We start from the raw sequence: 26,058 nt of genomic DNA on the forward strand, positions 1-26,058 counted from the left end.
TCACAACTTAAAAGAGTACAATGCAAAGCTTAGCCATAAAAGGCCGCTGGGATGCTTTCTGTAATACCATCAGCAAAATTCCGCCGAAATACCTGTATGCTTTATTTTTATTAATGGCGGTAGGCATCTCCTTTCATTCCTGGTATTCTTCGCAGGACATGGAAAGATGGACCCGTTATAATAACTTCCTGATCTTTAAACACGCATTCGCGCACCTGGTACACAACCAGGATCTGTACGTATTATACGAATCTCAGTATTACGACCTGTATAAATACAGTCCGTCATTTGCCCTGTGGATGGGCGCTTTCGCCTGGATGCCGGACGTGCCTGCGTTGATTTGCTGGAATATTATGAATGTGGTGGTATTTATTATCGCTATCAGAACACTACCGGTAAAGAAAGAAAAGCAATCGATCCTGCTGTTATTTTTGGCTATAGAGATGATGATTGCGCTCACCAGCTCCCAGATCAACGTATTTATCACAGGCTTTTTCATCCTGGCATGGCATAGCATGGAAAATAAAAAGATCTGGCTGGCAGCATTGCTGCTGGTAGTGACCGTATACATCAAATTATTTGGCATCGTGGCCATGTCGCTGTTCCTGTTGTATCCTGACCGCTGGAAAGCAGCGTTATACACGGTGTTCTGGACTATTGTCATTGCGGTGATGCCTTTGCTCGTAATTTCCTGGGATCAGCTGCTGTTTCTTTACAAAAGCTGGGGACACCTGCTGGCCAACGACTACTCCGCTTCCTACGGCGTGTCTGTGATGGGATGGTGGCATACCTGGTTTGATATGGATATCTCCAAACAGCTGTTCATGCTTTCAGCGGCGGCCGTATTCATGTTGCCGTTCATCCCCATTCTTTACAACCGGGAATCGAAATTTAACCTGAGTATGCTGGCTTCTGTGCTGATATGGGTGGTGATCTTTAACCATAAGGGAGAATCCCCCACTTATATTATTGCGCTCACCGGTGTGGCGATCTGGTACTTTACGCAGGAGCGGCCTTCCACATTAAATACAGTACTGGCGGTGCTTACGCTGGTATTCACCTCCTTCTCTTCTACCGATCTGATTACGCCTTACTGGATTGCCAGAACTTATGTAGAACCTTATGCTGTGAAAGCGGTATTCTGTTCGATAGTATGGCTGAAAATAGTGCTGGAACCATTTTTTGCTACTTCCCCGGAGCCGGGAACGATTGCCGCAGAAAAGCTGCAGCGCGCAGTATAAAGATAAAACGAAAGGGAAGGCCATCCAGCCTTCCCTTTTTTATGCGTTTTGTTTTCTTACGTATTTGGTGAGGATCACGATGAGTTGTCCTTCTATCTTTCCTTCTATTTGTTCTGTATTATCCGGCACGAGACGGATATTCTTTACCACGGTACCCATTTTTGCATTTAAGGTAGAACCTTTCACATCGAGGGATTTGGTAAGAATAACGGTGTCGCCGTTTTGCAGGATGGCGCCATTGCTATCCCTGTGCAGGTCCACCGCGCCATCGTTTTCATGATCGCCGGTAGCTTTCGCCCAGGCCAGCGCTTCATCGTTCAGGTAAATCATTTCCAGGTTATCTGCCGCCCAGCTTTCCTGTTTTAAGCGGTTCAACATGCGCCAGGAAACAGTCTGTACACCCGGAATTTCGCTCCACATTGATTCGGTTAAGCAATGCCAGTGGGTACTATCCAGCTCTGCTTTTTTCTCAATCTGCGACTGACATTTCTCACAGATGAAGATACAATTATCCTGATCACTGTAGGTCTGAGGAGGCACTTCATATACATTCAGCGGCTCTTCTGATTTGCATAGTTCGCACTTGTTTTCACTCCTTGTTAGTAATAGTTCGTTCAGCTTCATAATATCCTTTATAAAAAAATGTGCACGAAGGTAACGTTTTTTGTCCCGGGAAATGCCCATTTTCTTATTTGCCTGGAGTGATTTAACCTACCCGGCTAAAAATGTTTGCGGATAAAAGCGGCTGTTTCGTTTATTGCCATTTTTCCTTCTTCTATCATACCCCCCATTTGAAAGAAGCCATGGATCATGCCTTTATACAGGGTTTCCTGAACCGGTACCCCGCTTTTGCGAAGCGCTGCGGCATAGGCTATTCCTTCATCTCGCAAGGGATCATATTCTGCTGTAATAACCAGTGCAGGCGGCAGTGCTGTGAGATCCTGCGCCAGTAGTGGCGCAGCATCCGGGTATTGCCGGTTTTTCGGATTGGGAATATATAAAGACCACGCCAGCTCCGCCCCCGCCAGATCAAGGTTCAACCCTTCCGCAAACTCTTTCCACGATGGGGTTTGCAGCGAAGCATCGGTAACCGGGTAAATCAGGGCCTGGAACCGCAGCGCCGGACCACCGTGTTCCTTTGCGTGGTGGGCAATTACGGCAGCAAGTGCTGCCCCGGCACTATCACCGGCTACGCCTATACGATTTGCATCCACCGCTAATTCCCCTGCATGATCTGCGATCCACTGCACCACGGCAATGCCCTGTTTCAGTCCCCGGGGAAAAGGATGTTCCGGCGCCAGGGCATAGTCCACCGATACCACCACACAATCTGCTGCATTAGTCAATGCACGCAGGGGCGTATCGTGTGTATCCAGGCTGCCCATATAAAACCATCCCCCATGAAAATAAACGGTTACCGGAAGGCCGGCCTTATCCGATGGCCTGTAAATGCGCACGTTTACCAGGCCTTCAGTGGTATGCAGTGTACAGTTTTCCACCACTTTCACAGCTGCGGGTGTGCCGGCCATCGGTATAAAGCGGTGGTAAAAATCGCGGGCAGCCGTAACAGGATCTGTTTGTGCAGGAGCAGCGGGGATATGATTGATATAGTCTAATGCCGCTTGTACGGCGGGTTTAAATGCCAGGTCTGTGATCATGTGATGTACTTATTTGTTTTATGATCACAAAACTGGCATTCCTATAGCTATAAAGAAAATAATATAGTTTATTGTTAGCTATAAGAATATTTATATAGCAATTACGGCACTACAGTAATAAATAAATAAGTAGCCAATATCACCAGCAGCACAATTCCCTGCAGGATATTGGTTTTTCCCGCGTTAAAAGAAATGCTGATGGTAAAAAGTGAGAGGATAAGCAGCAGCGTGGATTTAGCATCGATACCGAGCGTAATTTTGAAGCCCAGCGTATAAGAGACGATGGCTACAGCCGGAATGGTGAGACCAATACTCGCGAGTGCGGAACCCAGCGCCAGGTTCAAACTTGTTTGCAGCCGGTTTTGTGAAGCCGCCCTGATAGCTGCCAGCCCCTCCGGCAGCAGGATAACCGCTGCAATGATAACGCCTACCAGGGTTTTCGGCGCACCCAGGTTTACGACAATGGTTTCAATAACAGGCGATAATTTCTTCGACAGTAACACGACTACTGCCAGCGCGATTAATAAAAATACCAGGCTCACGGTAGTAGTGAGTCCGGAAGGCGGAGCAGCATGTATATCTTCATCACCCGGCGGCGCATCTTTAGGCAGGAAATAGTCGCGGTGCCGGACGGTTTGCACAGCCACAAAACCACCATACAACACCAGGGAAATGATGGCCACAAATATCAGCTGGCTGTTTGAATAAACAGGCCCCGCTTCGGTAGTCGTATAATTTGGTAAGACGAGGGTTAAGACGGCGATCGCCGTTAACGCGACCAATGCGGCGCTGACACCGGCTTTTATAAACGCCTGCTCTTTGAAACGATAGCCACCTATAAACAACGACATGCCGATGATACCGGAAAGGATCAGCATAATGGCGGCGAACACGGTATCTCTTGCGAGCGTTGAGCCCTGGTCCGCTTTATTCAACATGATGGATACAATCAGTGATACTTCTATCACTGTAATTGCCAGTGCCAGGATGAGCGTACCATAAGGCTCTCCTACCTTATGCGCTACTACTTCCGCATGATGCACGGCAGATAATACCACAGCGATAAGGGATAGTCCCATCACCGCCGATAAAACGCCATTTTGCTCTCCTGCGAATCCTAATAATACCAACCCGATTAGAGGACTGATAAGACACCATAACGGGAGCGTAATTTTCCATTTCCTGTAGAGAAAGTGATTGAATGCCATTTGTTTAATTTACAAAACTTTAGGCACATGGCCGCATTCAGCAACGGAGAGAATTTGCAGGCAAATGATTTATGCTCCTAAGAATATCCTATCTTCCTAAAGTTTAGTAAAAACAGTGAACATGTTGAAACGTAGAAATTTCATCAAAAACTTAGGCCTGTCCGGAACCGGATTGCTACTGGCCTCCCGCACATTATCCATGCCCGTTAGTGCACCTGCAGCCGGGAATAAACTGCTCCGCTTCGGCGTTATTTCTGATCTGCATCACCTGCAGTTCGGGAAATCGGAAGAGTCACGGTTGAAATCCTTTATGGATGCGGTAATGAAAGCTGATCCGGATTTTATCATACAATGCGGAGATTTTTGCCGTCCGGCAAAATCAGAAGGTATCATGACTGAATGGAACCGGTTCAGTGGGCCCAAATATCACGTGCTGGGCAATCATGATATGGATGTATGTGACAAAGCCACAATCATGAAGTTATGGGGCATGGAAAAACCTTATTACTCGTTTGATCAGGGCGGTTATCATTTTGTGGTGATGGACCGGAATTTTTTGCTGAAAGAAGATAAAACACTGGAAGATTACAATAACAGTAACTGGGGACCACTCCCTTCTCCGCTGCGGAGTTTCACCGACGCCCCGCAACTGGCGTGGCTGAAACACGACCTGGCAGCAGCGGAATATCCTGTTATTGTTTTTATGCATCAACCGGTTTTCCTGAGCGACTTTTTCCAGGAGCTCGGAAATGCAGATGAAATCCTGGGCATTTTTGATGAAGCGAACCTCACAGCAAAACAACAGGGTAAAAATTCCCGGGTAACTGCCGTGTTTATGGGTCATGATCACGACGACCGGTATGGAGAAAGAAATGGTGTACATTATATCCTGCTGAACAGTGCTACGTATGTGTACACCGATTCAGGCGCTCATTTTTACGCCGACTCACTCTATGCTTTTGTAACCCTTGATCCGTCGGGATGGATGCGTATTGAAGGCCGGACTACCCGTTATCGCGATGAGGTACCCGAAAAAATAAAAGCGCAGTTTCCCACCAGTATCAGCGATCACGCTATCCGGTTATTTTCACGGAAAGAGAAGCCGTGACAACAAGGCGCATTTTTAAACCGACGCCGGAAACGTTTTCAGCCATCAGCCTGTAGGCAACAGGCTGTACACTACCTCATACAGTTCGTTAATGCGGAAAGGTTTTGCTAACAAACTATCGGCTTTACATTGGCTGATGGATTCTTCAGGATAGTTCCTGGCGGAGAAAAGGATAACCGGCAACTTTGCTTCGTCAGGCGAAGTTTTAATTTCCCTGCATAAATTCCGCCCGTCATAATTGCCCATGGCAATATCCATCAGCAGCAGGTCAGGAGCGAACTGCGTGATACTCTGATGAAGCTTTGCAGGGTCTTCCAGGGTCATAACGTCCATGTTCTTTCTGGAAAGGACGAGGGATACTGCTTCAAGGATATCAGGATTGTCATCTACAACCAGAATTTTCCACATGTGGATTGTTTTATTTCATGAACATTCACATCGGGAACGCGTTGGTCATGCCTCCCACAGATCAGATTGTAAAGGTAAAACTGTTTTTCCTTTAAAATATTGGCACAGCACACCTTTTCTTTCAATTTACTTGGACGGGCTCCCGTTATAAGGCAGCATGAAGGTAAATACCGCGCCTTTTCCATTCTCGCTTTCTACCTCAATGGTCCCGCCGTGACGATGGATGATGCCGGCGGAAATATACAGCCCCAGCCCCATTCCCGGGAAGGTATGCATTTTTAGATGTTGCACCCTGAAAAGCCGGTCAAATACATGCTTTATCTGGTTTTGCGGAATACCAATGCCCTGGTCGCTCACGCTTACTTTTACGCCCTCCCCGTTATGGTTGGTCGTGATCTTTATCTCCCCTCCGTCCGGTGAGTATTTAACAGCATTTGAAATGAGGTTGACCAACACTTCCGTAATACGGCCACGGTCGGCTGTAACGGGTTTTACGGCTTCATCCGGTATAAATACAAGCTGATGTCTCCTGGATAAACGCTGCATATCTTCCACCTCTTCTTTGATAAGATGGTTAATATCAAAAAGCGTTGTATTCAAGGATAACAATCCCTCTGATACCTGCGCGGAATCGAGCATCCGGTGAATGAGATCCGTAAGCCGGTCAATCTGGAGATCCAGTTTTTGTATCAGGTTAACGTTCTCCACATCATTGGTTTCCCTGAATTTTTCCTGTAATACTTCCGCGTATGCTTTAATACTGGTAACCGGCGTTTTCAGCTCGTGGCTGGCAATACCGATAAACTCATCTTTTTGTTTCTCCATGTTCTTCCGGGCGGTGATATTCATGATGAAAACAGCCACCCTTTGTTGTTGCGGCCGGCCTATCCGCTGCATATAAATATCGTACCATCCCTTTAACGGCTCATTCTTAATTTCCATTTCAAACCGGACATGTTGCCCGCTGACAGCCACTTTCGCGTGAATATCCAGCCAAATCTCCGGTATATCAGGCAAAATTTCCCGGAAGGTTTTTCCCAGGATCTCCTGTAAGCCGGTATTTTTATATAACGCAGGATTCACCTGCTGGAACCTGAAATCATTTATTTTTTCATTCTTATCAGTCAACGGTTCCACGATATAGAATCCTTCATCCATCGAGGTGAGCAGGGTACGGTAATTTTCCTCCGACTGCCTCACTGCTTCCTCGCTTTGTACCCTTTGCAGGCACATGTAAATACGGGGGGCCAATTCTTCCAGCAACGCAGTTTCATCCGGGCGCCAGCAATAGGCTTTCTCCTTTTGCATAATAATGATAAACGTGAGATGGCCATCCGCAACAAAAGGCGCTATTAGTTGTGCCCCTACGCTTTTTGTTTTGAACATTCCTTTCTGGGAAGCGATATGCGGATCGGTAGCGATATCGTTGGCCACCACCAGGTTCCCTTTTTTCAGGGTCCGCAGGAAGTCGGTGGTGATAAAGGCGTGTAAGCTTTGTTCTCCCATGAGGCTTACCAAACCGGGCTCCTTCTTTTCATAAATGGTAGTAATAGCACCGGCTTGTTCATCGGCATAGGAAAAAGTGACCCGTGACAGCCCAAAATGCCGGGTGATCCTTTCTCCGGCAGATTCCATTATATCTTCCACCTTATTCATCACCACCATATCGCCCGCAATGCCGGCAAGTAATACGCTGTTCAGCTCCCGGTATTTACGGTCCGTGATATCATCGTATACCACGGCAATCACCCTGCTGTTCTCGCCGCCAATACGGGAGGCATAAATACTATACCAACGGCCGCCAGCGGATACGCTTCCTTCAAAACGGCTGCTGTTACCGGTAGCTGCAACGGCGCCAAAATATTCCAGCCACGCCGGGTGCACATCGAGTTGCAATTCCCTGGCCGTTTTGCCCGTTACATCGGAAACATTGTTCTGCCGTTTAAATTCAGCATTTGCTTCAAGTATCCTGTAATCAATAGCTTTATCTTTCTCATCAAATATTACTTCACTAATACAAAATCCCTCATCAATAGACTCAAATAAGTTCCTGAATTTTTCTTCTGAATCAACCAATCCCTGTTCTGCAAATTTCCTGGAGGTAATATCTATAAACGTAACCACCACCCCATTGATATGATCTTCTGCGGTACGGTATGGCAACACCCGCATAATAAATACTTTACCGGAGGTGGCTTTTACTTCCCGTTCAATTACGTAAAGCTTCTCCAGTACCAGTTCTGCATCATTTAAAAGATGATGATACTCGAGATGATGGGTAATATCAGACAGCGGCCTGCCCAGATCTGCCGGGATAAGATTGAATATTTCCCTGATAGCCGGGGTAAACAAAGCAACGCGGAAACCACGGTCGAGGAAGATAGTACCTATGCTGGCAGAGTTGATGAGGTTTTGCAGGTTATTACCGGCAAGACTTGTTTCCTCTATCTTTACTTTCAACTCCTGGTTCACGGTCCGGAGTTCTTCATTGATCGACTGTAGTTCTTCCTTGCTTGTTTCCAGCTCTTCTGCGGCCGAACGCAGTTCTTCGTTCATGGCCTGCAGTTCTTCATTGGAAGCTTTCAGTTCTTCCGCATTGAATTCATGTTGTTCGTTAGACGCCCTGAGCTGTGCCTTCAGGTTTACCAATTCGGCTTCCAGCTGCCGGGCTACCGGCTCTTCAGTGGTCAGGATCACATCCTTTCCCGGCTTCTCTTCTGTCACTTTTTCAAACAACACGAGGATGTATCCGCGTACCACCTCTTTGCCTTGTAATACCGGCCGTATATGAATATTGATGGTTTCAATTTTATCATTGACCGTTACTTTCAATCCTCTTGCTTCCACGGCGGTTTTACGCTGCACGGCCTGGTATAATGCAGAACGCAGCTCCAGCCTTAGCTCCTGCCGGATCAGTTTCAGCAGGTTCTGTGACGGTTCGCCGCCGGATATCTGGAGATAACGGCCGGCCCTGTCGGATATATGTGCAATTTCATATTCTTCATTAATCAGTATGGATGGCGGCGCGTATTCTTCCAGCAGGCGTTGATGCAGTTCCCCGAAGGAAATCCGTTCGAGCGCCCTGTTTTCTCTTTCAACAGTGGCCGGCGCCAACCGGGGCTGTTCAATTTTCAGGGAAGGAACAGATTCCGGTACCGGGAAAGGACGGAGCATTTTCTTACGGCTTTTAAAAATATGAAATTCCCTGTTGAAAGGCAGGAACAAATCGCTCCAGCTATCGGCCGACTCTGATGACCCGAGGAGTAGGAATCCGCCCTGGTTCAATGCAAAGTGAAAAGTATCCATTGCTCTTTCCTGGGCCGTGCGGTTCAGATAGATCAGCACATTCCGGCAGCTAACAATATCCAGGTGGGAAAAAGGTGGATCTTTCAAAAAATTATGGTTGGCAAAAAGGATCATTTCCCTTATTTCCCTTCTGATGCGATAGGATTCGCCTTCCTTATTGAAGAAGCGCCGCAGCCTTTCAGGGGAAATATCTGCGGCATCGTTCAAGGTATAAAGCCCCTCCCTTGCATGATTAATCGCCGCTTCGTCGATATCTGTGGCGAAGATCTGTATTTTCGGGGCTTCCAGCTCGTTGTGCAGCAATTCTGCACATAAAATTGCAATGGAATAGGCTTCCTCTCCGGTGGCGCAACCGGCTACCCAGATCCTCAGTTGTTGTTCCGCTGTTTTTTCTTTTATCACCAATGGCAATACCTGTTGCTCTAATATTTCAAAGGCTTTCTTATCTCTGAAAAAATTAGTAACTGATATCAGCAGGTCTTTCAGCAATGCCACCACTTCTTCCGGGTTATCCTGCAGGAATGTCGCATAAGAAGGCAGATCGGGCAGGTTCCTGATATTGATCCGGCGTTCAATCCTGCGTAACAGCGTTGGCCGTTTGTAATTTGAAAAATCATGTCCTGTTCTTACCCTCAATTGTGTAAAGATCTCCCGCAGCGCCTGTTGCTGGCTTTCCGGTCTTTTTTCCGGTCCAAGTGGTATACGGACCGTGCCGATGCTATTCCTGTAATCGATGATTTTTTGTGGAATTTCTGCCACGGGCAGCACTTCATCCACCAGGTCGGTAATGATCGCGTTCCTTGGCATTTCGTTAAACTCCGACTCCCGGGGATTTTGTACAAAAGCGGCGCCTCCCAGTTCCTTAATGCGTTTCAGGCCCATGGATCCATTGGCGCCGGTACCTGAAAGGATCACACATACGGCGCTCGCACCATGTGATTCCGCCAGCGACCGGAAGAAAATATCCACAGGAGCGCGACGCTCCTCCACCTGAATATTAGGGGATACCAGGATATATCCATCTTCCATAGTAAGATGCTTATTGGGAGGTATCACATAAACATGATCTGGTTCTACTAATACTTTTTCCTTTACCTGGCTCACGGGGATATGGGAAACAGCCTGTAGTACCTGGGCTAATTTACTATCATGATCAGGAGAGAGATGAAGAATAACTACGTAGGCCATCCCGGAATCTGCCGGAACATGCTCAAAAAAAACCTGCATTGCCTGAATACCCCCGGATGAGGCCCCAATACCTATTATCAGAAAGTCTTTTTTCTGCTGCTCACTTTCTTCACCAGGAGCAAACGTTGAATTAGGAGATTCCATGTTATGTTTTGTAAATGATACGGATATGGCAGATAGATAACTGCCATGGTATCCACTGTCGCAATTTAAATATTATGTATGTATATTTTGCTATTCTCTGGTTTAAAGCCTTTTCTATTTAGGGTGAAGCTGCCTTTTAAAAGGTGTGGCTGTTTCCCGTTTTATAAGATCGGCGTTGAGTGTTTCCATTTCCTGCAGCATCGTCCGGATTTGCTCATTAAAGCCGGTGGCGTCTTTTGCTTTTTTAAAATACATGGCAGCGAGTGCAGGCTGATTTATTTCCGCAAAATGATCTCCCATATGATTGAGCAGGTTCACACTTTCCTCCAGGCCGCGTGTAGTATTCCACAAATTATTTTCTATATCCTCTGTAATGGCCGACAGCAGGCTGCTTTCAGAGAACGCATGCCCGGTGTGGCACCGGTATCGCAGCCGCCCACCTTCATGCAGCGCGGCCAGCACGCCATGACATTCGGGACAGGAAAACGCCGTTAAATCGCCAAAAATAATTCCGGCCTCCGGCAGCTTCTCATGTACAGCTATCTCAATTTCTTTCCTGACTGCTTCGTTATTATCTTTCTCGTCGCTATGGTCGGGCAGCGGTTCAGCAGTTAGCTTCACCAGCAGCCCGGCAATGTCCGATACCGGCACTACATGGTCAACTGCAACTTCCTGTATGGCATGTTGCGGCATGGAAGGCACTTCTGCATCTTCCGGCGTTTGCACAATGGTGAGGCCGCCACGTTGTTTGACAGACCATAGTCCTGCCGTGCCATCGTCGAGCGCGCCGCTGAGTATGATCCCAATGACACGGGAGCCATACGCATAGGCGGCCGAGCGGAAAAGCGGATCTACAGCAGGCCGGAAGCGATTTTCCTTGGGCCCGCGCGTTACACGCATACATCCTCTTTCCAGGATAAGGTGCCTGTCGGGTGGCGCCACATAAATGTGCCCTAACTTAACCGGCTCTTTATCCACTGCATTAATGGCGGGTAATCTTTTTTGCTTATTGATAATACGGGGCAGCACCCCTGTTACATCTGCTGATATATGCCACACAATGAAAATGGCGGCGGGGAAATCCGGCGGCAGGCCGGATGTAATCGTTTTAATGGCCTCAAAGCCACCTGCAGAAGCACCTATCACTATAATGTTTCTTGTTTGCATAACCTGAGATTTACAGATCCGTTCTTTACCCTGTTTCCCAAAAGCCTGATCACTAAAATCAGGCCGTTATGCCAATTATACTGCCGTGCTTCCTTTATATAACTACTTATCTACTCCCTGTAATAATCTTTCAGGCTGCCATTTGGGGTGAAGCTGATAAAATACCGCTCCCGGCTGCCATTGATGGACTGTGGATACCAGCTGATACTGTTTCCGCCAAAAATGCCGTAAATATGTTCAAGGGGTTTTGCGCCGGCAATATCTGTAGCCTTACGTTGATAGTTCCTGTATACGGCAGCGACGCTGGCAAAACTGATCTCATCAAGATTAACCAGTGATTTGCTGATATCATCGCGCACAGACATCTGCACTGGTTTGGGTTCTTCCCATTTGCCGTTGTTATAGTTGTATTCGTCAATATAGGCGGCATTCTGCGGATGCTGAACAGTCACATTTATTCGTCCGTCGTTATAAAAATGAATGGATCTGTAGAGATGGATACTTTTACCTGCAAAGGCCGGCAATTCCCGCAGCGCGTGTTCGGCAGCATTCAGCTTTGCGGCATTACTAAGAAAATCATGGTCGTGGGATGTTGTAGTGGAGTTGTGTATAATCGTGGTGCCATTGCGATGTTCCACAACAGTAGTGCTGGTGCTGGTACTCAGGTGTGCACTGGTGCTGGAACTGGTGGTGGTGGTGGTTTCGTCCTGGGTAGCCGGAAGATCTTTGTAGCTGCTGTCCGTATTGCTACCATACAGGGTATCGTGTATGGATTCCCGGAACTGGTTACAGGACATACACATCATCACTACTACTATAATGCCGGTCATCTTTTGTAAACGCATCTTCATAATTTTAATCAGCTATATCACTGGCAAATATTACCTGCCCGGGATTTTCTTTCAGATAAAAAACCGGGACAGACGCCTGCCTGGTCATGCCCAGATCCAGGAGCGGCACTATTTTTTTTAACGAAGCAGTATGGGTTTTTCCTGCATCATCCTGGTAGCGCAACTCAAAGCGTACCTGGGGTTGCTCATTAATATAAGTGCCTGTTTGCTCCGCAGAAACTATCTGTGCATCTGTACGCAAGCCATAATATTTTAACTGCAGTGCATTACCTGGCGTGCCTGTAAAAAGTTTTATTAACCAGCCTAACCCGATTCCGCTCACCAGCATAATCAACGGACATAAAATAAGCGGATGATAGAAGGCCATAAAGCGCCAGCCCCGTCCGTGGTTCTCTAACATATAGGAATATACGTAGTAGCCGGCTATTGCGGCAACAACCAGCAACCAGGCAAGGCACATCATGATGATCCGGCCTGCTTTTATTCCCACTGTTACACCGTCAAGGGTTAAATGCGGCACTGCTTTAAGCTTATCATCAATCACCAGCGGAACGGTTTTACCCACCTCATAACGGTGCAGTTCCGGCTTGGTATCGTTTACCTGTAACTGTTCAGTGATTTCGGTGCCGCAGAAATTTTCAAGAGAGCAGGTGATTTCCCGGGTAACAACATCCTTACCTTCAGCGGGTAATTCCTTGCTGGTTAACACACGCGCATTCTTTCTCACACCTTCTTTTAAAAGACGCAGGATATTTTTCCTCATGATAAAAGGCAATACAATCCATTTTCTGAACCAGCGCTGGATCAATATCCCCCACAGTATTACAGACAGTGCCAACCAGGTGAGCGCCAGCCAGGGCTGCGTACCACCATCCCCGTCACTTACGCCATACCCGGTATTGTAATAGATGAGCATGGGAAAAGGGATTGCAAAGAAAAGCATGTAAATGAACCAGAAGTAACTCCAAAAACCTTTCATTCAGCTAATTTAATTATTAAATTTAAGGGAAAGATGCTTACCACCTGTAAAAGACACTACGGGTTCAATCTTTTTTATAGATCACCTTATTTTCATATTCACCGAGAATCACTCGGCCATAGATCACCTTCGTCCAGCCATTTTCAAAACCGTGATTATTGGCTATGAGGTAACCTTTGTTGGTGTCTTTTTTGATCACCTTGTGCGCGTCGATGTAGCGGCCTTTTACCTTGCAAAACACGATATCGCCAATGGCGTATTCCGCTTGCTTTATGAAGGTGAGCAGGGTGCCGCTTTTTAAAATGGGTAACATAGAGGAGCCAAAGGCTTTCATTTTTCCTGTGCCGGTGGTTTCCAATCCGGACTTTAATCTTTCGTACTTGTTCATGTTGTTTTAAATTGATTGAATAAAAATGGATGACCATATAGTAAATGATCCTAGTGCAGGCGTATGGAGTTACTGAAGCCAATATGCGGGAACGGTTAACTGAAGCGGGCAAATTCAATTATAAGCATGATGGTGAAACACTGTTGGGCTACACAAGATAGGCGGGTATAACAAATGGTATGCTGTGAAATAACAAAACCTGCGGGCAGCGCAGGTATCAAACTATTTGGGGATACTGCCGGGGCATTTTCTATAAAGAACAACTGTCGCAAAAGTAATAAAATTTCTATTCTCCGGGATAAAAAAAACGTGATACTTAAATCGTATCACGTTTTTTTTATGCTTTTTTATTTTGCAGGGGTAATGACGATGTTCCTGAATTCAATAGGACCGTGATCTCCCTGGAAATAGATGGGGCCGGGTTCACCTTCATTGCTATCCAGTGCACCGCCGGTAATACCGGGAATGGCGGCGTTGCATATGATGGTTTTGCCATTGGCAACAACCGTTACCAGGCGACCTACCAGGGTAATATCAAAAGTTTGCCATTGACCGGGGCCAAGTACCACCATGTCGTTTGGCACCAGGAATCCGTATACGCCACCAAACAGGTGACTGGATGGCGGATCTGTTTTAGGATTGTCGATGATCTGTGTTTCGTAGCGGCCCCTCAGGTAAACACCGCTATTGCTACCTGCCTGGTAGCGGAATTCCACATGCAGCTTAAAGTCGGTGAACTTCTGTTCAGAGATCAGGTTAGCGCCGGAATGCGGACTGGTAAGGATACCGTCCTTAACGATCCATTGGTTCTGACCCAGGGCTTTCCAGCCGGTGAGGTCCTTCCCGTTAAACAGTTTTACTGGTTTACCCCAGGTTGGTGCTGCCGTTCTTTTCAGATCCGGCGCTTTTACACCGGTGAAAGCATAGGACTGTCCGTCGCTGGTATGAATTGTACCGCTTATTCCGGCATCGGTTACGGTGCCTTCCAGCGTCAGGTCACGGTCTTCCTTTTCCCATTGTGGCGGGATGGAGAAGCTGAACCTGCCGTTGTCAAAATTTACTTTAGAGATAGGCCTGGCGCTTCCGCCGGTGCTTACGAAGCGACCTACCAGGGTTTTAAAACCGGAAAGCTCCACTTCCAGCCAGGAGGGCTTATCTACTCCATTTTCGCTGACCTTGATATCCCAGGCGCCAATCAGGGCCCCGCCTTTAACAGCTTCGTTCTTAATGGCTGATACCTGTGCCATAACACCGGAAGGATGAGTTAATCCCAGCCCCATGCAGCATATCAGACCTGCGATAATACTTTTTCTATTCATGTTCATGTCCATGTTTATTGAAGAAAGCTATAAAGATAAATATTTGATCCTGCTTCTTATAGCACTTTATCGGGTTTATCTATAATTATCGTGATGCTTACCGGTATATCCCTCCTGTAACATTTATTCCTGGGCCCGCGTTAAACAATCAAAGCTCTTCCCCATGCATATTTCTACCTATATTAAATTCCCGTTTATTCTCGCGGTTATCCTGGTACTGGGCGGATGCACAAAGGACAAGTGCACCAAAATGATCCAAACCAAAATAAATATTCCCGTTATGATGGCGCTGACCGACTATTGGGCCTCCATCAAATCGGAAGCGCCAAAGGAGATTGACCGTACGGGCAAGATCTATGTGAAAGACCAGTATATTTTTGTGAATGAACCCTACACCGGCATCCACATTATAGATAACAGTAACCCGTCGTCTCCTCAGAAAGTTTCTTTTATCAATGTGATGGGAAATATCGATATCGCTATAAAAGGGGACTTCCTGTATGCCGACAGCTATACTGACCTGATTGTATTCAACATCCGCGATCCGCGCAACATCAGGTTTGTTAAACGTGTGCCGGAAGCCACCAGTTTGCCGGCCAACGCAAACGGCCTGCTGGTAGGATGGCCCTATAACCGTGACAGCATCGTGATTGGTTATACCACCAGGGATACCAGTTATTGTGATTGCGATCCGGATCCCAACATACAATATCTTGCCAGCGCAGAAGTGGCCTCCTCTTATAAAAATCTGTCTGGTACCGGCAAAGGCGGATCCATGGCCCGGTTTACCATCGCCAAAGATTACCTCTATACGGTTAACTACTCGCAGTTAAAAACATTTGATCTCTCGGATGCCGCTAACCCCGTGTTTAAAAGCCTCCAAACCTTTAATGCCTTTATTGAAACCATATTTCCTTATGGCGAATATCTTTTTATTGGCAGCCAGAACGCCATGTTCATTTATGACATCGCCAATCCGGCGGCACCGTCCAAACGCTCTATGGTAACACATTTCAGGGCATGCGACCCAGTAGTGGTAGAAGGCAACAGGGCATATGTAACCATCAGAAGCGGTGCAGCCTGCGCAGGCAATTTCAATCAACTGCAGGTATTTGATGTGAGCAATGTGGATCATCCCATAAAATTGAGCACTACCGAAATGAGCAACCCACACGGTTTAGGTATTGACAACGGGAAGCTTTTCATTTGTGAGGGCCAGTACGGACTTCGCTTCATGGACGCCACAAATGTTACTAATATCACCACTGCAAAGCTGGTAACAGGGCCGGAGACATACGACGTAATTCCTTTTGAAGGCCAGCACCGCCTGCTGGTGAGCGCAAGGGATGGCATTTATCAATACAACTACAGTTCCATCGCCAACCCGCAGCTGTTAAGCAAAATAAACGTAAAGGGTAATCCATATTAACAGGGACTTTCCTGTTAATAACTATTAAAAACAGCCAGTTTATACATATTATTATCCGCTGGTGTGGCAACATACAACCAGCTTTCCAATGCTACGTGGGAAGTACAGGGTCCGTAGGTAATGAGCCTGATTTTTCTCTTTACCGATTCTTTTTGCAGGATCGATAAAACCTCCTGCAGGATTTCGCCTTTGAATGGAGTAAACATAAAAAACACGGTTCCTTCAGCATAGTCGGCTTCCCGCGCATCCACATTTATAAATGTAACAGCCGGCAGATGGAGTGCGGCAGCGCAGGCTGCTGCATAATCGCAGAAGGCCGGTTCAAATTCTATTCCCCTGGTGGCGATGCCGGTGAGTAGATGTACGAGGATAGCTACCTGTCCCAGGCCGGCGCCAATATCAAAAAAGACATCTTCTTTTGTGAAAGGAACTTTCTCTACCAGTTCGAACACGATCCTCGCCGGTGTTTTCTGATAATAAACCATTTCAGGTTCAAGGTCCCTGGTCTGCTCCGGCATTGTTTGCAGCGGGGATAATCCATTGATAAAAATATCGAGGTTATCATACCCTGCTTCTTCCCGGTGCCCGTTATCATCCGGGTTAATATCCACGTATTTATTCACCAGGTGTTTGAACCCGTTCATTGTAAATAAGGTTGTACGGATCGTTCGCTGAAGTTGCTGAAACAGGTTAACATCAATTCCTTCCAGCCTGGATTTTACTTTCTCAGCGCGGTTCCTGAGCAACAGTAGTGGATCCGGTTGGGGCGCGTTCAACAGGAGTTCGTTAATCCGCTCAATCACCTGGAAGTCGATGAAGTCAATGACCTCCATACGCAGATCAAATTCCCGCTCCTGGTAGAGCACCGGATTTTTCTCTGCTTCCTCAATATACAGTTGTAGCTCAAAAATGGTCATCTTTGCAGGATCGCTGTTATATTTAAGAGGAGTTACTTTCCTATCACCTGTTTTCTATGTTCCAATCCCCAGTTATACAATGAGTCCAGCACTTTTTCGATAGATGTTCCATGCCGGGTGATGGAATATTCAACAGTAGGCGGAAAGGTATTATGTACTTCTCTTTTTATCAGTTTATTCGCTTCCAGCGTTTTTAATTCCTTCGACAGCGTTTTATCTGTAATACCGCCCACGTCCTTTGATATTTGTTTAAAGCGCTTGTTTCCTGTGGACAAAGAAAGCATAATAAGCAGCTTCCATTTGCCTTCCAGGGCGTCCAGCGCGTCTTTTATTGCAAGTACATTATGGGGGCATCCTTCTCGTGTCAGCATTTTTTTTCTTTTATTTCAACCGATGTTTCCCGTTACTATCCCGATGGATAGCGCTATCCGATGGGATAGTACTATCAGCTGTATAGCAAATGTAGATACTTTTGCCGCATAATTATTAACAGCCTTAAAAAATAACGATGACAGTCAAAACGAAGCGTATCCTATCTACGGTGCTGATGGCCATTCCTGCCATAGTACTTGTTATGGGCGGAGTAATGAAACTAATGGGAGCGGAACCTGCATCAGTAATGCAATTCCTGAACAAATCGGGATTTGGCAATTATATAAAAGCACTTGGCATCACAGAACTAATCATTGCTGCGCTGCTGCTTTACCCGGTAACAAATAAAACCGGGTTTCTGTTAGCCAGCTGTTATTTCGGCGGCGCCCTATGCCTGGAAATATCCGGTGCGCAGCCCTTTGCTTCCGCTGTGTTCCTGGTCATACTCTGGATTGCCATGTTTTTAAGGTCCAGGGAGATGTTTCTGCCGTTATCTATGGTGATAGCCAATAACGTAACAGCGAACGATCCGGAAAATGAAAGCACTATGTCTTCAGTACAAAAATAATGGATACAGGGCTTTGGCTTTGAGGATGCAATGGTTCTTCAATATCCCGGATTGTTAACCCTGCTTCGCTGAACAGCGACGCCCATTCGCCCAATGTTCTGAAATACCATTCATAGGGCTGCTGAAAATCTCTTTTCAAACCTTTCCAACTCCCTTCCTTCCAACCGGAAACATAAGGTTCCTGCTGCGCAATCGCGGATGGATGCAATGTTTGAATGAACACCAGGCCGCCGGGCACAATGAGTTTATTGATATTTTTCAACAGTGCATCCGAATCTGTTTTATCCAGCAGCGCAAAATTAATGACCGCTGCTCCGGGCTTGTTTCCTATTGTATATTTACCGGTGGCCAGGTCATTGAAACTGGCTACTGCATAATGCTCTCCACCTTTTTCAATGGCATTTTCTATCAATGCGCTTACAGCATCCACACCAAAAGCCGTTTTTCCTTTGCTTTGCAAACAACGGGTGAGCCATCCCTCGCCGCAGCCGATATCTATTATTGATTGAATATTGTGGGAACAAATGGTGTTTACAATGGCATCATTAGTCGCCAGTATTCTCGATTCAATTTCAGCATTATCAATGGACGCAATCCAGTTGTCGGCATTGGCATGCCAGGAGGTAGTTATTTTTGTTGATTGATCCATGATTTAATTTTGATGGTGTGATAATTACTTAAGCGCTCTCTGCACGGGAGGCTATTTTCCGGGTATTTATTTCTATAAATACCTTATACTAACAAATTACGAAATATAACGTTTCAGTCCACTTTTGCCGGCTGAATTACATCCATAGCAAGAACATACTTACCCATTTTGTGTATGGGCTCACACAACTGCCGTTTCCCCTGCATGACCCCGCAAACCCAATGATAGTCTGATACATAGAAGAACCTGCTCCGTTGAAAAGCGCTTCTGGTATGTTAATTGCATTTTTGGATTTTAAATCTTTATTGAATAACCAAAAAAACAGTTTATGAAATCGATTCTTAGCGTCATTGGTGTGTTATTGTTATCGGCCATCCTTTTTGCTTCTTGCAGTAAGGACACCGACCCTGCAGACACTGATATCTTTGCTGGTACATTCAGGGGAAAGATCGGGTATGTTGACTCGGAAAAAAACATCAGCCAGGACAATGGCAGCGTTTTCGTTACAAAGGTGGGTACCCGGTATGACTTCAGATTTTCCGACGGCATTCCAGACCTTACCGGTGTTCAGTTTGAGCGGAAGGACGATAACACAATGGTCAGTGTGGGATCTTCAGGTACCGGTCTTATTACGATCAATAAGGACAAGCTCATGATAGGTTTTGCAAGGGACGGCCGGTCCTGGACAGCTGACTGCGGCAGATAGTATGATGTAAATAACCATGCAACGTTACACGTTATAAGCGACCTACATCTGTCCGGGCTTAACTTTTTTCTATTTCTGTAATCAATTTAAAAACGATTTATTACAAGGTGCACAAAGAAGTGCCTTAAGGTCCCGGGACCGGAGGATGCAGCAGTGTGTCCGCTGGTTCCGGGATTCTGCTGATTTTGATCATTATTTTGTATATATTCGTCGTAATCTAGAATACAAAATACTTTATGAGAAGATACGCTTTAATCATTCTTTTGCTCGCTTCATTTTCCGGGTATGCCCAGAGCACAATTAATAATTACAAATACGTGGTGATACCGGAAAGGTTCAATTTCTCCCGGGAAGATAACCAGTATGGGTTAAACACAGTCGCTAAATCGTTGCTGGAAGAAAAAGGATTTACCGTTTATTTCGACAATTCAGAAATACCAAGAGAACTGGCCGGCAACAGGTGCAATGCTCTGAATGCGGATGTGGTGCAGAAAAAAGGACTGTTTGTCACCAACCTTACGCTTTTATTAAAAGACTGCAAAGGCAATGTCATTTTTAAAAGTAAAGAAGGCAAAAGCCGGGAAAAAGAATTTGCAGCTTCCTATAATCTTGCTTTAAGAGATGCCTTTACGTCCCTGAATGACGTACCATATGCGTATGACGGCACCACCGCTGAAGCGCCTCAGCAGGCCGTTGCGCCCACCGTGGCTCCTGCCCCGGTTCCCGCACCTGCCAACACACCTGCACCCGCGGTAGCAGAAACAAAAGAAGCCGCTGGTACTTTATATGCCCAGCCAACAGCAAACGGGTTCCAGTTAATTGACACCTCTCCGAAAAAAGTGCTAACGCTGCTGAAAACCTCCGTGCAGGATTATTTTATTGCCGATAATGACGCATCTCATGGAATAGTGCTGAAGAAAAACGGAGACTGGTATTTCGAGTACTATAAAGATAATAAGCTCATTTCTGAAAAGCTGCTGATTAAGTTTTAAAGCGGCAGTTGCTTTCATTAGAAAAGCCTTCAGGTTTAATGACCTGAAGGCTTTTTCTTTTGTGAAATAACATCTTTAAAAGATGTCTTAATCAAAACGCTTACCTTATCCAGTGCAGGTAAATAGACACCGGCATCATGGCCAGTATAAACGGTACAATAACGGCAAATGCAGTACCGGAGTAATTGATGAGCGCATTATACTTCACATGATTTAATCCCAGCGATTGAAAAGCGCTTTTAAATCCATGCAGCAGGTGCCAGAAAAGCGAAAAGCAGCCAACAAGATATATGATCACTTCTACCGGATGCTGAAATTTTTCCAGCATCATTTCATACAACGGCAACTCCTCCCCATGTAAAAACTGGTTGGTCCGGTTCGGAATCCAGAAATTAGAAGTATGCACCACCAGGAACAATAGAATGATCGTTCCCAGCAACGCCATGCTCCTGCTATACCAGGTGCTGTTGGCGCCGGGCTTGTTTACCAGGTATTTTACCGGGCGGGCATCCCGGTTGGTTTTCCATAACCACAAGCCCTGTACGATGTGCGCAATAAAAGCAAGCACCAATACGATCTCAATCGTCCGGATAACCACGTTGGTGGCCATAAAATGCGCCCAGATGGTAAAGGTTTTACCCCCGTCATTATAAAAGATGGCCGCATTAACCAAACAATGTACCACCAGAAAACTGATTAAAAACAGCCCCGTTGTTGCCACAAGGAATTTTTTTCCGATAGAACTTGAGAAAAATCTTATAAACCAATTCATGATAAAGAATATTTTTGACTGCAAAAGCAGTTACAGCAGGATATTATTCTGAGGATACAATTTAGGAGGAAGATCTTTTTCTTCCAACAATTCGCGCAATTCTATTTCAATGTCGCGGCATATTTTGGTCAGCGGTACATCGTTCGCGCTGCCTTCAAAAGGATTCTCGGTGCTTTCCCCGATTTGTTCCAGCGACGTATACATCCAGGAAATCATGATGCTGAACGGAACCACCAACCACACCATGTGTCCTTTCATCACTCCATCCACTAACTCATTGAACTGATCGAAATCCTTCAGCAATCCAAACGGCAGCAGCAGGCAAAATAGCCTGATAAAAAAACGGTTAACGATGGCGTATTGCCGCGGATACGGACTGTTTTTCAACTGCTCGCTTTTAGCCTGGCTGATATAAAACTCTTTCAGCCCCTTCTCCATTTCGAGAAACTGCGCAATCTGCATCTGCTGCTCATCATAGCATATTCGCAGCAGCTTGCCCTGGTTCGACAAAATACGGGCGGTAATACTACTGGCAGCCAACACCTCCTGCAGTTCTTCGTTGGAAATATATTTTCCCAGCTCGGCTTCCAATGGTGTTTCCCTTTCTGCCACGCGAAAAAGTCGCTGGTACTCTGTATTGTGCTTTTTATCGACCGTTTCCCAGGGACGTGGCGACCGCATCTCATACCGCAATGCCGTTAACCAGGCCATATGGCGGTAGATCAGTTCCTTTGTGGTAGCCGGGCTACTAAAAAAATCCCTGCTGAATATTCCCCACGACCTGCTGAGACTTACGATAGAGGTCCAAACCTGTTGTGCTTCATTCGTGCGGTTATAGGTCTGCGTATTTTTGAAACCCACCGTAAACGCTGTGGCAGTACCTAATAAAGCCACTACCGTCCAGGGAATACTGATCCATTCCAGGCCGCATGTTTCGTACAGCACCACGGGCACAATGCTCAAAACCAGCAAAACATATACCTTCCTCCGTGTCCAGAAGAGAAATTCCCCGAATTTGTATGATTTACCTACATGCATATTTCCGACTTTCAGTTTTTGTATTGTTCAATGACCATCCCGTCACTGTTCCCGGGGGGCCAGCGTTGAATTAAAGGTAACAGGCGCACATTATTACGCTTCCGGTGCGGATGGTACATCCTCCATGCGGATGGCGTCGTCCAGGAATTCCCCGCCTTCTGCGGTATTCTCATTGTGATAAGGCAATATCACTTCAGGTTCCTTCGGTTCAGTATGACCGTCAGGAGTGTGTGTTGTGCCAGGGTGCAGCAGATGTGAGAAGATGTTCATGTTATTATCATTTTAAAAGATGAAAAACAGGACGGTTGCCCGTCATGCTGAAAACGCTTCAGCAGAGGCAATCGATGGGCCAGGCATATAATTCATTAAAAATCAGATGATTAATTCCTAACCGGCAAAAGAAATCACACGATATTTCGTCATTTCACTTGCACACACACGAAATACAGTGAATCATCGGCGGTCGCTGGTCCCCGCTTTTCCCACAAAACTATTTGCATACGTCACATTTAATATTATCTTTGCAACTAAGATAATTAGTCAATAAGATATAAAATGGATACCGAGGTAATCAAAAGAATAAGAAAATTGAACCAGCAACATTCATACACCTCTATTCAGATGCATGAAGCAGTTGCCCGGAAGGCCGGCCTTTCCGGAACGGATCATAAATATTTAGGGTTCTTACTGGAGAGAGGGCAAATGACTGCCGGCGAACTTTCCAACATCACCGGCTTAACCACAGGTGCAGTTACCGGCCTGATAGACCGGTTTGAAAAGAAAAAACTGGTAAAAAGACGATTTGCGGAAGATGACCGGCGTAAGGTGATCATTGAGCCCATCACCCCTAATATAATGGCATTGCTGGCGCCGCTTTATAAAGAATTCAGAAGCAAGTCAGAAATGCTGATTGCTTCCTTTTCTGAAAAAGAAATCAAAGTGATTGAAGCCTACTTTTTAAAGGCAATTGAAATAATGAATGAAACAACCGATAAGCTCAACAAAAAATAATTGAATATGGGAGTTAGCATACTGGGTTTTCACGAAATCGATAAAACAAAACTCGCAATGGCGGGCGGCAAAGGCGCCAACCTGGGAGAACTATCCCGGATGGAGGGGATACAGGTACCCGGCGGCTTTTGCATTACCACGGATGTATATAAAGAAGTTACAGCGAATAATGAAGCGTTTAATTCATTGCTGGATCAGCTGTCCGTGTTAAAAGCGGATAACAGGAAAGCTATCAGCGATACCGCTGCAAAAATCCGGAAGGTAATGGAAGAAATAGTCATTCCGGACGATATTCAACAGGAGATCACCCGCCATCTTCAAAAATTGGGGGAGGGACATGCGTATGCGGTACGTTCCAGCGCCACTGCAGAGGATCTTCCTACCGCTTCCTTTGCGGGGCAGCAGGATACCTATCTGAACATTACCGGCAAAGAAGCTATCCTGGCGCATATCAGCAAGTGCTGGGCATCGTTGTTCACCGACAGGGCGGTCACTTACCGTTTGCAAAATGGATTTGATCATAGGAAAGTGTATTTGTCTGTTGTGATTCAGCAAATGATTTTCCCAGATGCCGCAGGGATTATGTTTACAGCAGACCCGGTTACCTCCAACAGGAAGGTGGTGTCTATTGACGCCAGTTTTGGATTGGGAGAAGCATTGGTTTCGGGAATCGTAAATGCTGATAATTATAAAGTCCGGGAGGGCAGGATTATTGACAGGAAAATTTCTGCAAAAAAAATGGCAGTTCTTGCCTCAGTGGAGGGCGGCACAAAACAGCAGGAGATGGGGCCGGAACAACAAAGTGCGCCAACGCTTACCAATAAAGAGGTAAGAACGCTTGAACGGATTGGAAGAAAAATTGAAGCCTGTTTCGGTAGTCCCCAGGATATTGAATGGTGCCTGCATAAAGGTAAGTTCTATATTGTACAGAGCCGGCCCATCACTACTTTATATCCCATCCCTGAAGCAAACGACTCCGAAAATCACGTTTATATATCCGTGGGCCATCAGCAAATGATGACCGACGCCATGAAACCGTTGGGATTATCTTTCTTCCTGTTAACAACAGGTGGCGCCATGCACAAAGCCGGCGGAAGATTATTTGCTGACATAGCAGCCGCCCTGGCTTCTCCCGCCAGCAGAAAAAAAATCATATCGGTCGTGGGACAATCCCATCCGCTCATAAAAGACGCACTCATGACCATCGTAAAGCGAAAGGGTTTTATTAAATCGTTGCCGGATGACAAAAAAGCGGCGGATCAGCGTAGCCGTAATAAAGTAATGTCGTGGACCTTTCCGCCCCAATTCGAAAACAACCCCGCCATTGCTGCCGATTTAATCAAAGCCAGCCAGGCATCCATTGAAGCGTTAAAACAGCAAATACAAACTAAGTCGGGCCCAGACCTGTTTGATTTTATTCCGGAAGATATCCAGGAATTAAAGAAAGTATCATTTAACCCCAAAAGTTTGGATATAATCATGATGGCGATGCATGCCGCCACCTGGATTAACCAAAACATGATGAAGTGGCTGGGTGAAAAAAACGTGGCTGATACGCTTTCACTGTCTGTATCCAACAATATTACGGCAGAAATGGGGCTGGAACTATTGGATGTGGCAGATGTGATCCGTCCCTACCCGGAAGTAGTGGCGTATTTACAGCAGGCGAAAGATGATAACTTCCTGGAAGGGCTGGTGAAGCTGAAGGGCGGACAGGAAGCCCGGGACGCTATTAATGCTTATCTCAACAAATACGGCATGCGGTGCGCCGGGGAAATTGATATTACCAAAACCCGCTGGAGTGAAAAACCCACTATCCTTGTTCCGATGATCCTCAGCCATGTCAGGAACTTTGAGCCGGGTGCCAGCCGTTTGAAGTTTGAGCAGGGACAACAGGCCGCGCTGAAAAAGGAACAGGAATTATTAGACCGGCTGAGGCAATTACCTGGAGGCAAACGGAAAGCCGCTGAAGCAAAGCAAATGATCAGCCTGATTCGGAACTTTGCCGGGTACCGTGAATATCCAAAATACGGGGTGATTAACCGTTACTTCGTGTATAGGCAGGCGTTACTGAAAGAAGCGGAACAACTGGTACGAGCCAACGTTATTCATGAAAAAGAGGATATCTACTATCTTTCTTTTGAAGAATTACGTGAAGTGGTACGCACCAATAAACTGGATTACCAGGTCATCAACAAACGGAAAGACGAATACAAACTATATGATAAGCTAACTCCCCCACCCGTTATCACCTCCGATGGTGAGATCGTTACAGGTGAGTACAAGCACGAAAACATGCCGGCTGGGGCTATTCCGGGCCTGGCTGTCTCTTCCGGCGTTGTAGAAGGACGGGCACGCGTTATCCTGAACATGGAAGATGCAGATATAGAAGAGGGCGACATACTAATTACCACCTTTACAGACCCCAGCTGGACGCCCTTGTTTGTATCCATAAAAGGCCTGGTCACCGAAGTGGGCGGACTGATGACCCACGGTGCAGTTATTGCCCGGGAATATGGCTTACCGGCCGTTGTTGGCGTAGACAAGGCCACCAGGCTGATCAAAGACGGAGAAAGAATCCGGGTGAATGGAACAGACGGATATATAGAAATACTGTGAGAGGAGGGTAAAAAGACCTG

Annotated in this window: 24 protein-coding genes; 8 read left to right on the top strand and 16 right to left on the bottom strand. The window is 46.2% G+C overall.

Annotated features, from left to right (window positions below; all coding sequences use genetic code 11):
* The first annotated feature begins 20 nt into the window (after positions 1 to 20).
* Positions 21 to 1,241: a glycosyltransferase family 87 protein gene (locus AB6805_RS00775; RefSeq protein WP_370907553.1), complete on the top strand. Its 1,221-nt coding sequence runs from the start codon at positions 21 to 23 to the stop codon at positions 1,239 to 1,241.
* Positions 1,242 to 1,280: 39 nt separating this feature from the next.
* On the opposite strand, the gene AB6805_RS00780 is transcribed toward AB6805_RS00775, so the two are convergent.
* The 3 genes from AB6805_RS00780 to AB6805_RS00790 all read right to left on the bottom strand — a co-directional run bounded on the left by AB6805_RS00780 (position 1,281) and on the right by AB6805_RS00790 (position 4,107).
* Entirely contained in the window at positions 1,281 to 1,865 is a 585-nt protein-coding gene (locus AB6805_RS00780; protein WP_370907554.1) for a PhnA domain-containing protein, read from the bottom strand.
* Positions 1,866 to 1,960: 95 nt separating this feature from the next.
* The gene (locus AB6805_RS00785) at positions 1,961 to 2,899 is read right to left on the bottom strand and encodes an alpha/beta hydrolase (RefSeq protein WP_370907555.1); all 939 of its coding nucleotides are present in this window, start codon (positions 2,897 to 2,899) and stop codon (positions 1,961 to 1,963) included.
* Between the two features lie 101 nt (positions 2,900 to 3,000).
* A complete protein-coding gene (locus AB6805_RS00790) occupies positions 3,001 to 4,107 on the bottom strand; it encodes a calcium:proton antiporter (protein ID WP_370907556.1) in 1,107 nt (368 codons plus the stop codon).
* Between the two features lie 121 nt (positions 4,108 to 4,228).
* On the opposite strand from AB6805_RS00790, the gene AB6805_RS00795 reads away from it, so the two are divergent.
* Positions 4,229 to 5,215 (top strand): metallophosphoesterase, encoded by a 987-nt coding sequence (locus AB6805_RS00795; protein WP_370907557.1) that lies wholly within the window; start codon positions 4,229 to 4,231, stop codon positions 5,213 to 5,215.
* A gap of 45 nt (positions 5,216 to 5,260) precedes the next feature.
* Here AB6805_RS00795 and AB6805_RS00800 read toward each other — a convergent pair whose 3' ends face one another.
* From AB6805_RS00800 to AB6805_RS00830, 7 genes are all read right to left on the bottom strand, one after another.
* The gene (locus AB6805_RS00800) at positions 5,261 to 5,623 is read right to left on the bottom strand and encodes a response regulator (RefSeq protein ID WP_370907558.1); all 363 of its coding nucleotides are present in this window, start codon (positions 5,621 to 5,623) and stop codon (positions 5,261 to 5,263) included.
* A 126-nt stretch (positions 5,624 to 5,749) separates the two neighbouring features.
* Positions 5,750 to 10,261 (bottom strand): CheR family methyltransferase, encoded by a 4,512-nt coding sequence (locus AB6805_RS00805; protein ID WP_370907559.1) that lies wholly within the window; start codon positions 10,259 to 10,261, stop codon positions 5,750 to 5,752.
* 114 nt (positions 10,262 to 10,375) lie between these two features.
* On the bottom strand, positions 10,376 to 11,428 hold the full coding sequence (locus tag AB6805_RS00810) for a chemotaxis protein CheB (protein WP_370907560.1): 1,053 nt from the start codon (positions 11,426 to 11,428) through the stop codon (positions 10,376 to 10,378).
* 110 nt (positions 11,429 to 11,538) lie between these two features.
* Positions 11,539 to 12,273 carry a hypothetical protein gene (locus tag AB6805_RS00815; RefSeq protein WP_370907561.1) on the bottom strand — a complete coding sequence of 245 codons (735 nt, stop codon included), beginning with the start codon at positions 12,271 to 12,273 and terminating at the stop codon, positions 11,539 to 11,541.
* Between the two features lie 10 nt (positions 12,274 to 12,283).
* Positions 12,284 to 13,258 carry a hypothetical protein gene (locus AB6805_RS00820; RefSeq protein WP_370907562.1) on the bottom strand — a complete coding sequence of 325 codons (975 nt, stop codon included), beginning with the start codon at positions 13,256 to 13,258 and terminating at the stop codon, positions 12,284 to 12,286.
* A 64-nt stretch (positions 13,259 to 13,322) separates the two neighbouring features.
* Positions 13,323 to 13,646 (bottom strand): S24 family peptidase, encoded by a 324-nt coding sequence (locus tag AB6805_RS00825; protein ID WP_370907563.1) that lies wholly within the window; start codon positions 13,644 to 13,646, stop codon positions 13,323 to 13,325.
* A gap of 347 nt (positions 13,647 to 13,993) precedes the next feature.
* Positions 13,994 to 14,965: a DUF1080 domain-containing protein gene (locus AB6805_RS00830; protein ID WP_370907564.1), complete on the bottom strand. Its 972-nt coding sequence runs from the start codon at positions 14,963 to 14,965 to the stop codon at positions 13,994 to 13,996.
* A gap of 163 nt (positions 14,966 to 15,128) precedes the next feature.
* On the opposite strand from AB6805_RS00830, the gene AB6805_RS00835 reads away from it, so the two are divergent.
* A complete protein-coding gene (locus tag AB6805_RS00835) occupies positions 15,129 to 16,394 on the top strand; it encodes an LVIVD repeat-containing protein (RefSeq protein WP_370907565.1) in 1,266 nt (421 codons plus the stop codon).
* Positions 16,395 to 16,408: 14 nt separating this feature from the next.
* Here AB6805_RS00835 and AB6805_RS00840 read toward each other — a convergent pair whose 3' ends face one another.
* Both AB6805_RS00840 and AB6805_RS00845 read right to left on the bottom strand, forming a co-directional pair.
* Complete coding sequence (locus AB6805_RS00840) at positions 16,409 to 17,311, bottom strand: hypothetical protein (RefSeq protein WP_370907566.1); 903 nt, start codon at positions 17,309 to 17,311, stop codon at positions 16,409 to 16,411.
* A 32-nt stretch (positions 17,312 to 17,343) separates the two neighbouring features.
* Complete coding sequence (locus AB6805_RS00845; protein WP_370907567.1) at positions 17,344 to 17,682, bottom strand: winged helix-turn-helix transcriptional regulator; 339 nt, start codon at positions 17,680 to 17,682, stop codon at positions 17,344 to 17,346.
* Between the two features lie 137 nt (positions 17,683 to 17,819).
* On the opposite strand from AB6805_RS00845, the gene AB6805_RS00850 reads away from it, so the two are divergent.
* A complete protein-coding gene (locus AB6805_RS00850; RefSeq protein ID WP_370907568.1) occupies positions 17,820 to 18,251 on the top strand; it encodes a hypothetical protein in 432 nt (143 codons plus the stop codon).
* Here AB6805_RS00850 and AB6805_RS00855 read toward each other — a convergent pair.
* Positions 18,229 to 18,900 (bottom strand): class I SAM-dependent methyltransferase, encoded by a 672-nt coding sequence (locus AB6805_RS00855; RefSeq protein WP_370907569.1) that lies wholly within the window; start codon positions 18,898 to 18,900, stop codon positions 18,229 to 18,231. The two genes, AB6805_RS00850 and AB6805_RS00855, sit on opposite strands and share 23 nt — an antisense overlap.
* Positions 18,901 to 19,228: 328 nt before the next feature.
* Between AB6805_RS00855 and AB6805_RS00860 the strand changes: the two genes are divergently transcribed.
* Both AB6805_RS00860 and AB6805_RS00865 read left to right on the top strand, forming a co-directional pair.
* The gene (locus tag AB6805_RS00860; protein WP_370907570.1) at positions 19,229 to 19,606 is read left to right on the top strand and encodes a hypothetical protein; all 378 of its coding nucleotides are present in this window, start codon (positions 19,229 to 19,231) and stop codon (positions 19,604 to 19,606) included.
* 236 nt (positions 19,607 to 19,842) lie between these two features.
* Entirely contained in the window at positions 19,843 to 20,598 is a 756-nt protein-coding gene (locus tag AB6805_RS00865; RefSeq protein WP_370907571.1) for a hypothetical protein, read from the top strand.
* Between the two features lie 100 nt (positions 20,599 to 20,698).
* Here the strand turns inward: AB6805_RS00865 and AB6805_RS00870 are convergent, their stop codons facing one another.
* The 3 genes from AB6805_RS00870 to AB6805_RS00880 all read right to left on the bottom strand — a co-directional run bounded on the left by AB6805_RS00870 (position 20,699) and on the right by AB6805_RS00880 (position 22,678).
* Positions 20,699 to 21,370 carry a succinate dehydrogenase cytochrome b subunit gene (locus tag AB6805_RS00870; RefSeq protein WP_370907572.1) on the bottom strand — a complete coding sequence of 224 codons (672 nt, stop codon included), beginning with the start codon at positions 21,368 to 21,370 and terminating at the stop codon, positions 20,699 to 20,701.
* Positions 21,371 to 21,400: 30 nt separating this feature from the next.
* Positions 21,401 to 22,408 carry a bestrophin family protein gene (locus AB6805_RS00875; protein WP_370907573.1) on the bottom strand — a complete coding sequence of 336 codons (1,008 nt, stop codon included), beginning with the start codon at positions 22,406 to 22,408 and terminating at the stop codon, positions 21,401 to 21,403.
* A gap of 93 nt (positions 22,409 to 22,501) precedes the next feature.
* A complete protein-coding gene (locus tag AB6805_RS00880) occupies positions 22,502 to 22,678 on the bottom strand; it encodes a hypothetical protein (RefSeq protein WP_370907574.1) in 177 nt (58 codons plus the stop codon).
* A gap of 285 nt (positions 22,679 to 22,963) precedes the next feature.
* Here AB6805_RS00880 and AB6805_RS00885 point away from each other — a divergent pair, with 285 nt between their 5' ends.
* Positions 22,964 to 23,419, top strand: a complete 456-nt coding sequence (locus AB6805_RS00885) for a MarR family winged helix-turn-helix transcriptional regulator (RefSeq protein ID WP_370907575.1) — start codon at positions 22,964 to 22,966, stop codon at positions 23,417 to 23,419.
* A gap of 6 nt (positions 23,420 to 23,425) precedes the next feature.
* A complete protein-coding gene (ppsA, locus tag AB6805_RS00890; protein WP_370907576.1) occupies positions 23,426 to 26,038 on the top strand; it encodes a phosphoenolpyruvate synthase in 2,613 nt (870 codons plus the stop codon).
* Positions 26,039 to 26,058: the final 20 nt, after the last annotated feature.

The sequence above is a fragment of the Chitinophaga sp. RCC_12 genome (genome assembly GCF_041360695.1).
Classification (GTDB): domain Bacteria; phylum Bacteroidota; class Bacteroidia; order Chitinophagales; family Chitinophagaceae; genus Chitinophaga.

What these genes read in the sequence shown, in the direction of transcription:
- AB6805_RS00865 (WP_370907571.1), top strand. Translation starts at nt 19,843, where the DNA reads ATGAGAAGATACGCTTTAATCATTCTTTTGCTCGCTTCATTTTCCGGG.
- AB6805_RS00780 (WP_370907554.1), bottom strand. Translation starts at nt 1,865, where the DNA reads ATGAAGCTGAACGAACTATTACTAACAAGGAGTGAAAACAAGTGCGAA.
- ppsA (WP_370907576.1), top strand. Translation starts at nt 23,426, where the DNA reads ATGGGAGTTAGCATACTGGGTTTTCACGAAATCGATAAAACAAAACTC.
- AB6805_RS00860 (WP_370907570.1), top strand. Translation starts at nt 19,229, where the DNA reads ATGAAATCGATTCTTAGCGTCATTGGTGTGTTATTGTTATCGGCCATC.
- AB6805_RS00875 (WP_370907573.1), bottom strand. Translation starts at nt 22,408, where the DNA reads ATGCATGTAGGTAAATCATACAAATTCGGGGAATTTCTCTTCTGGACA.
- AB6805_RS00835 (WP_370907565.1), top strand. Translation starts at nt 15,129, where the DNA reads ATGCATATTTCTACCTATATTAAATTCCCGTTTATTCTCGCGGTTATC.
- AB6805_RS00815 (WP_370907561.1), bottom strand. Translation starts at nt 12,273, where the DNA reads ATGCGTTTACAAAAGATGACCGGCATTATAGTAGTAGTGATGATGTGT.
- AB6805_RS00855 (WP_370907569.1), bottom strand. Translation starts at nt 18,900, where the DNA reads ATGGATCAATCAACAAAAATAACTACCTCCTGGCATGCCAATGCCGAC.
- AB6805_RS00785 (WP_370907555.1), bottom strand. Translation starts at nt 2,899, where the DNA reads ATGATCACAGACCTGGCATTTAAACCCGCCGTACAAGCGGCATTAGAC.
- AB6805_RS00795 (WP_370907557.1), top strand. Translation starts at nt 4,229, where the DNA reads ATGTTGAAACGTAGAAATTTCATCAAAAACTTAGGCCTGTCCGGAACC.
- AB6805_RS00870 (WP_370907572.1), bottom strand. Translation starts at nt 21,370, where the DNA reads ATGAATTGGTTTATAAGATTTTTCTCAAGTTCTATCGGAAAAAAATTC.
- AB6805_RS00805 (WP_370907559.1), bottom strand. Translation starts at nt 10,261, where the DNA reads ATGGAATCTCCTAATTCAACGTTTGCTCCTGGTGAAGAAAGTGAGCAG.
- AB6805_RS00820 (WP_370907562.1), bottom strand. Translation starts at nt 13,258, where the DNA reads ATGAAAGGTTTTTGGAGTTACTTCTGGTTCATTTACATGCTTTTCTTT.
- AB6805_RS00830 (WP_370907564.1), bottom strand. Translation starts at nt 14,965, where the DNA reads ATGAATAGAAAAAGTATTATCGCAGGTCTGATATGCTGCATGGGGCTG.
- AB6805_RS00790 (WP_370907556.1), bottom strand. Translation starts at nt 4,107, where the DNA reads ATGGCATTCAATCACTTTCTCTACAGGAAATGGAAAATTACGCTCCCG.
- AB6805_RS00880 (WP_370907574.1), bottom strand. Translation starts at nt 22,678, where the DNA reads ATGAACATCTTCTCACATCTGCTGCACCCTGGCACAACACACACTCCT.
- AB6805_RS00810 (WP_370907560.1), bottom strand. Translation starts at nt 11,428, where the DNA reads ATGCAAACAAGAAACATTATAGTGATAGGTGCTTCTGCAGGTGGCTTT.
- AB6805_RS00825 (WP_370907563.1), bottom strand. Translation starts at nt 13,646, where the DNA reads ATGAACAAGTACGAAAGATTAAAGTCCGGATTGGAAACCACCGGCACA.
- AB6805_RS00840 (WP_370907566.1), bottom strand. Translation starts at nt 17,311, where the DNA reads ATGACCATTTTTGAGCTACAACTGTATATTGAGGAAGCAGAGAAAAAT.
- AB6805_RS00775 (WP_370907553.1), top strand. Translation starts at nt 21, where the DNA reads ATGCAAAGCTTAGCCATAAAAGGCCGCTGGGATGCTTTCTGTAATACC.
- AB6805_RS00800 (WP_370907558.1), bottom strand. Translation starts at nt 5,623, where the DNA reads ATGTGGAAAATTCTGGTTGTAGATGACAATCCTGATATCCTTGAAGCA.
- AB6805_RS00885 (WP_370907575.1), top strand. Translation starts at nt 22,964, where the DNA reads ATGGATACCGAGGTAATCAAAAGAATAAGAAAATTGAACCAGCAACAT.
- AB6805_RS00850 (WP_370907568.1), top strand. Translation starts at nt 17,820, where the DNA reads ATGACAGTCAAAACGAAGCGTATCCTATCTACGGTGCTGATGGCCATT.
- AB6805_RS00845 (WP_370907567.1), bottom strand. Translation starts at nt 17,682, where the DNA reads ATGCTGACACGAGAAGGATGCCCCCATAATGTACTTGCAATAAAAGAC.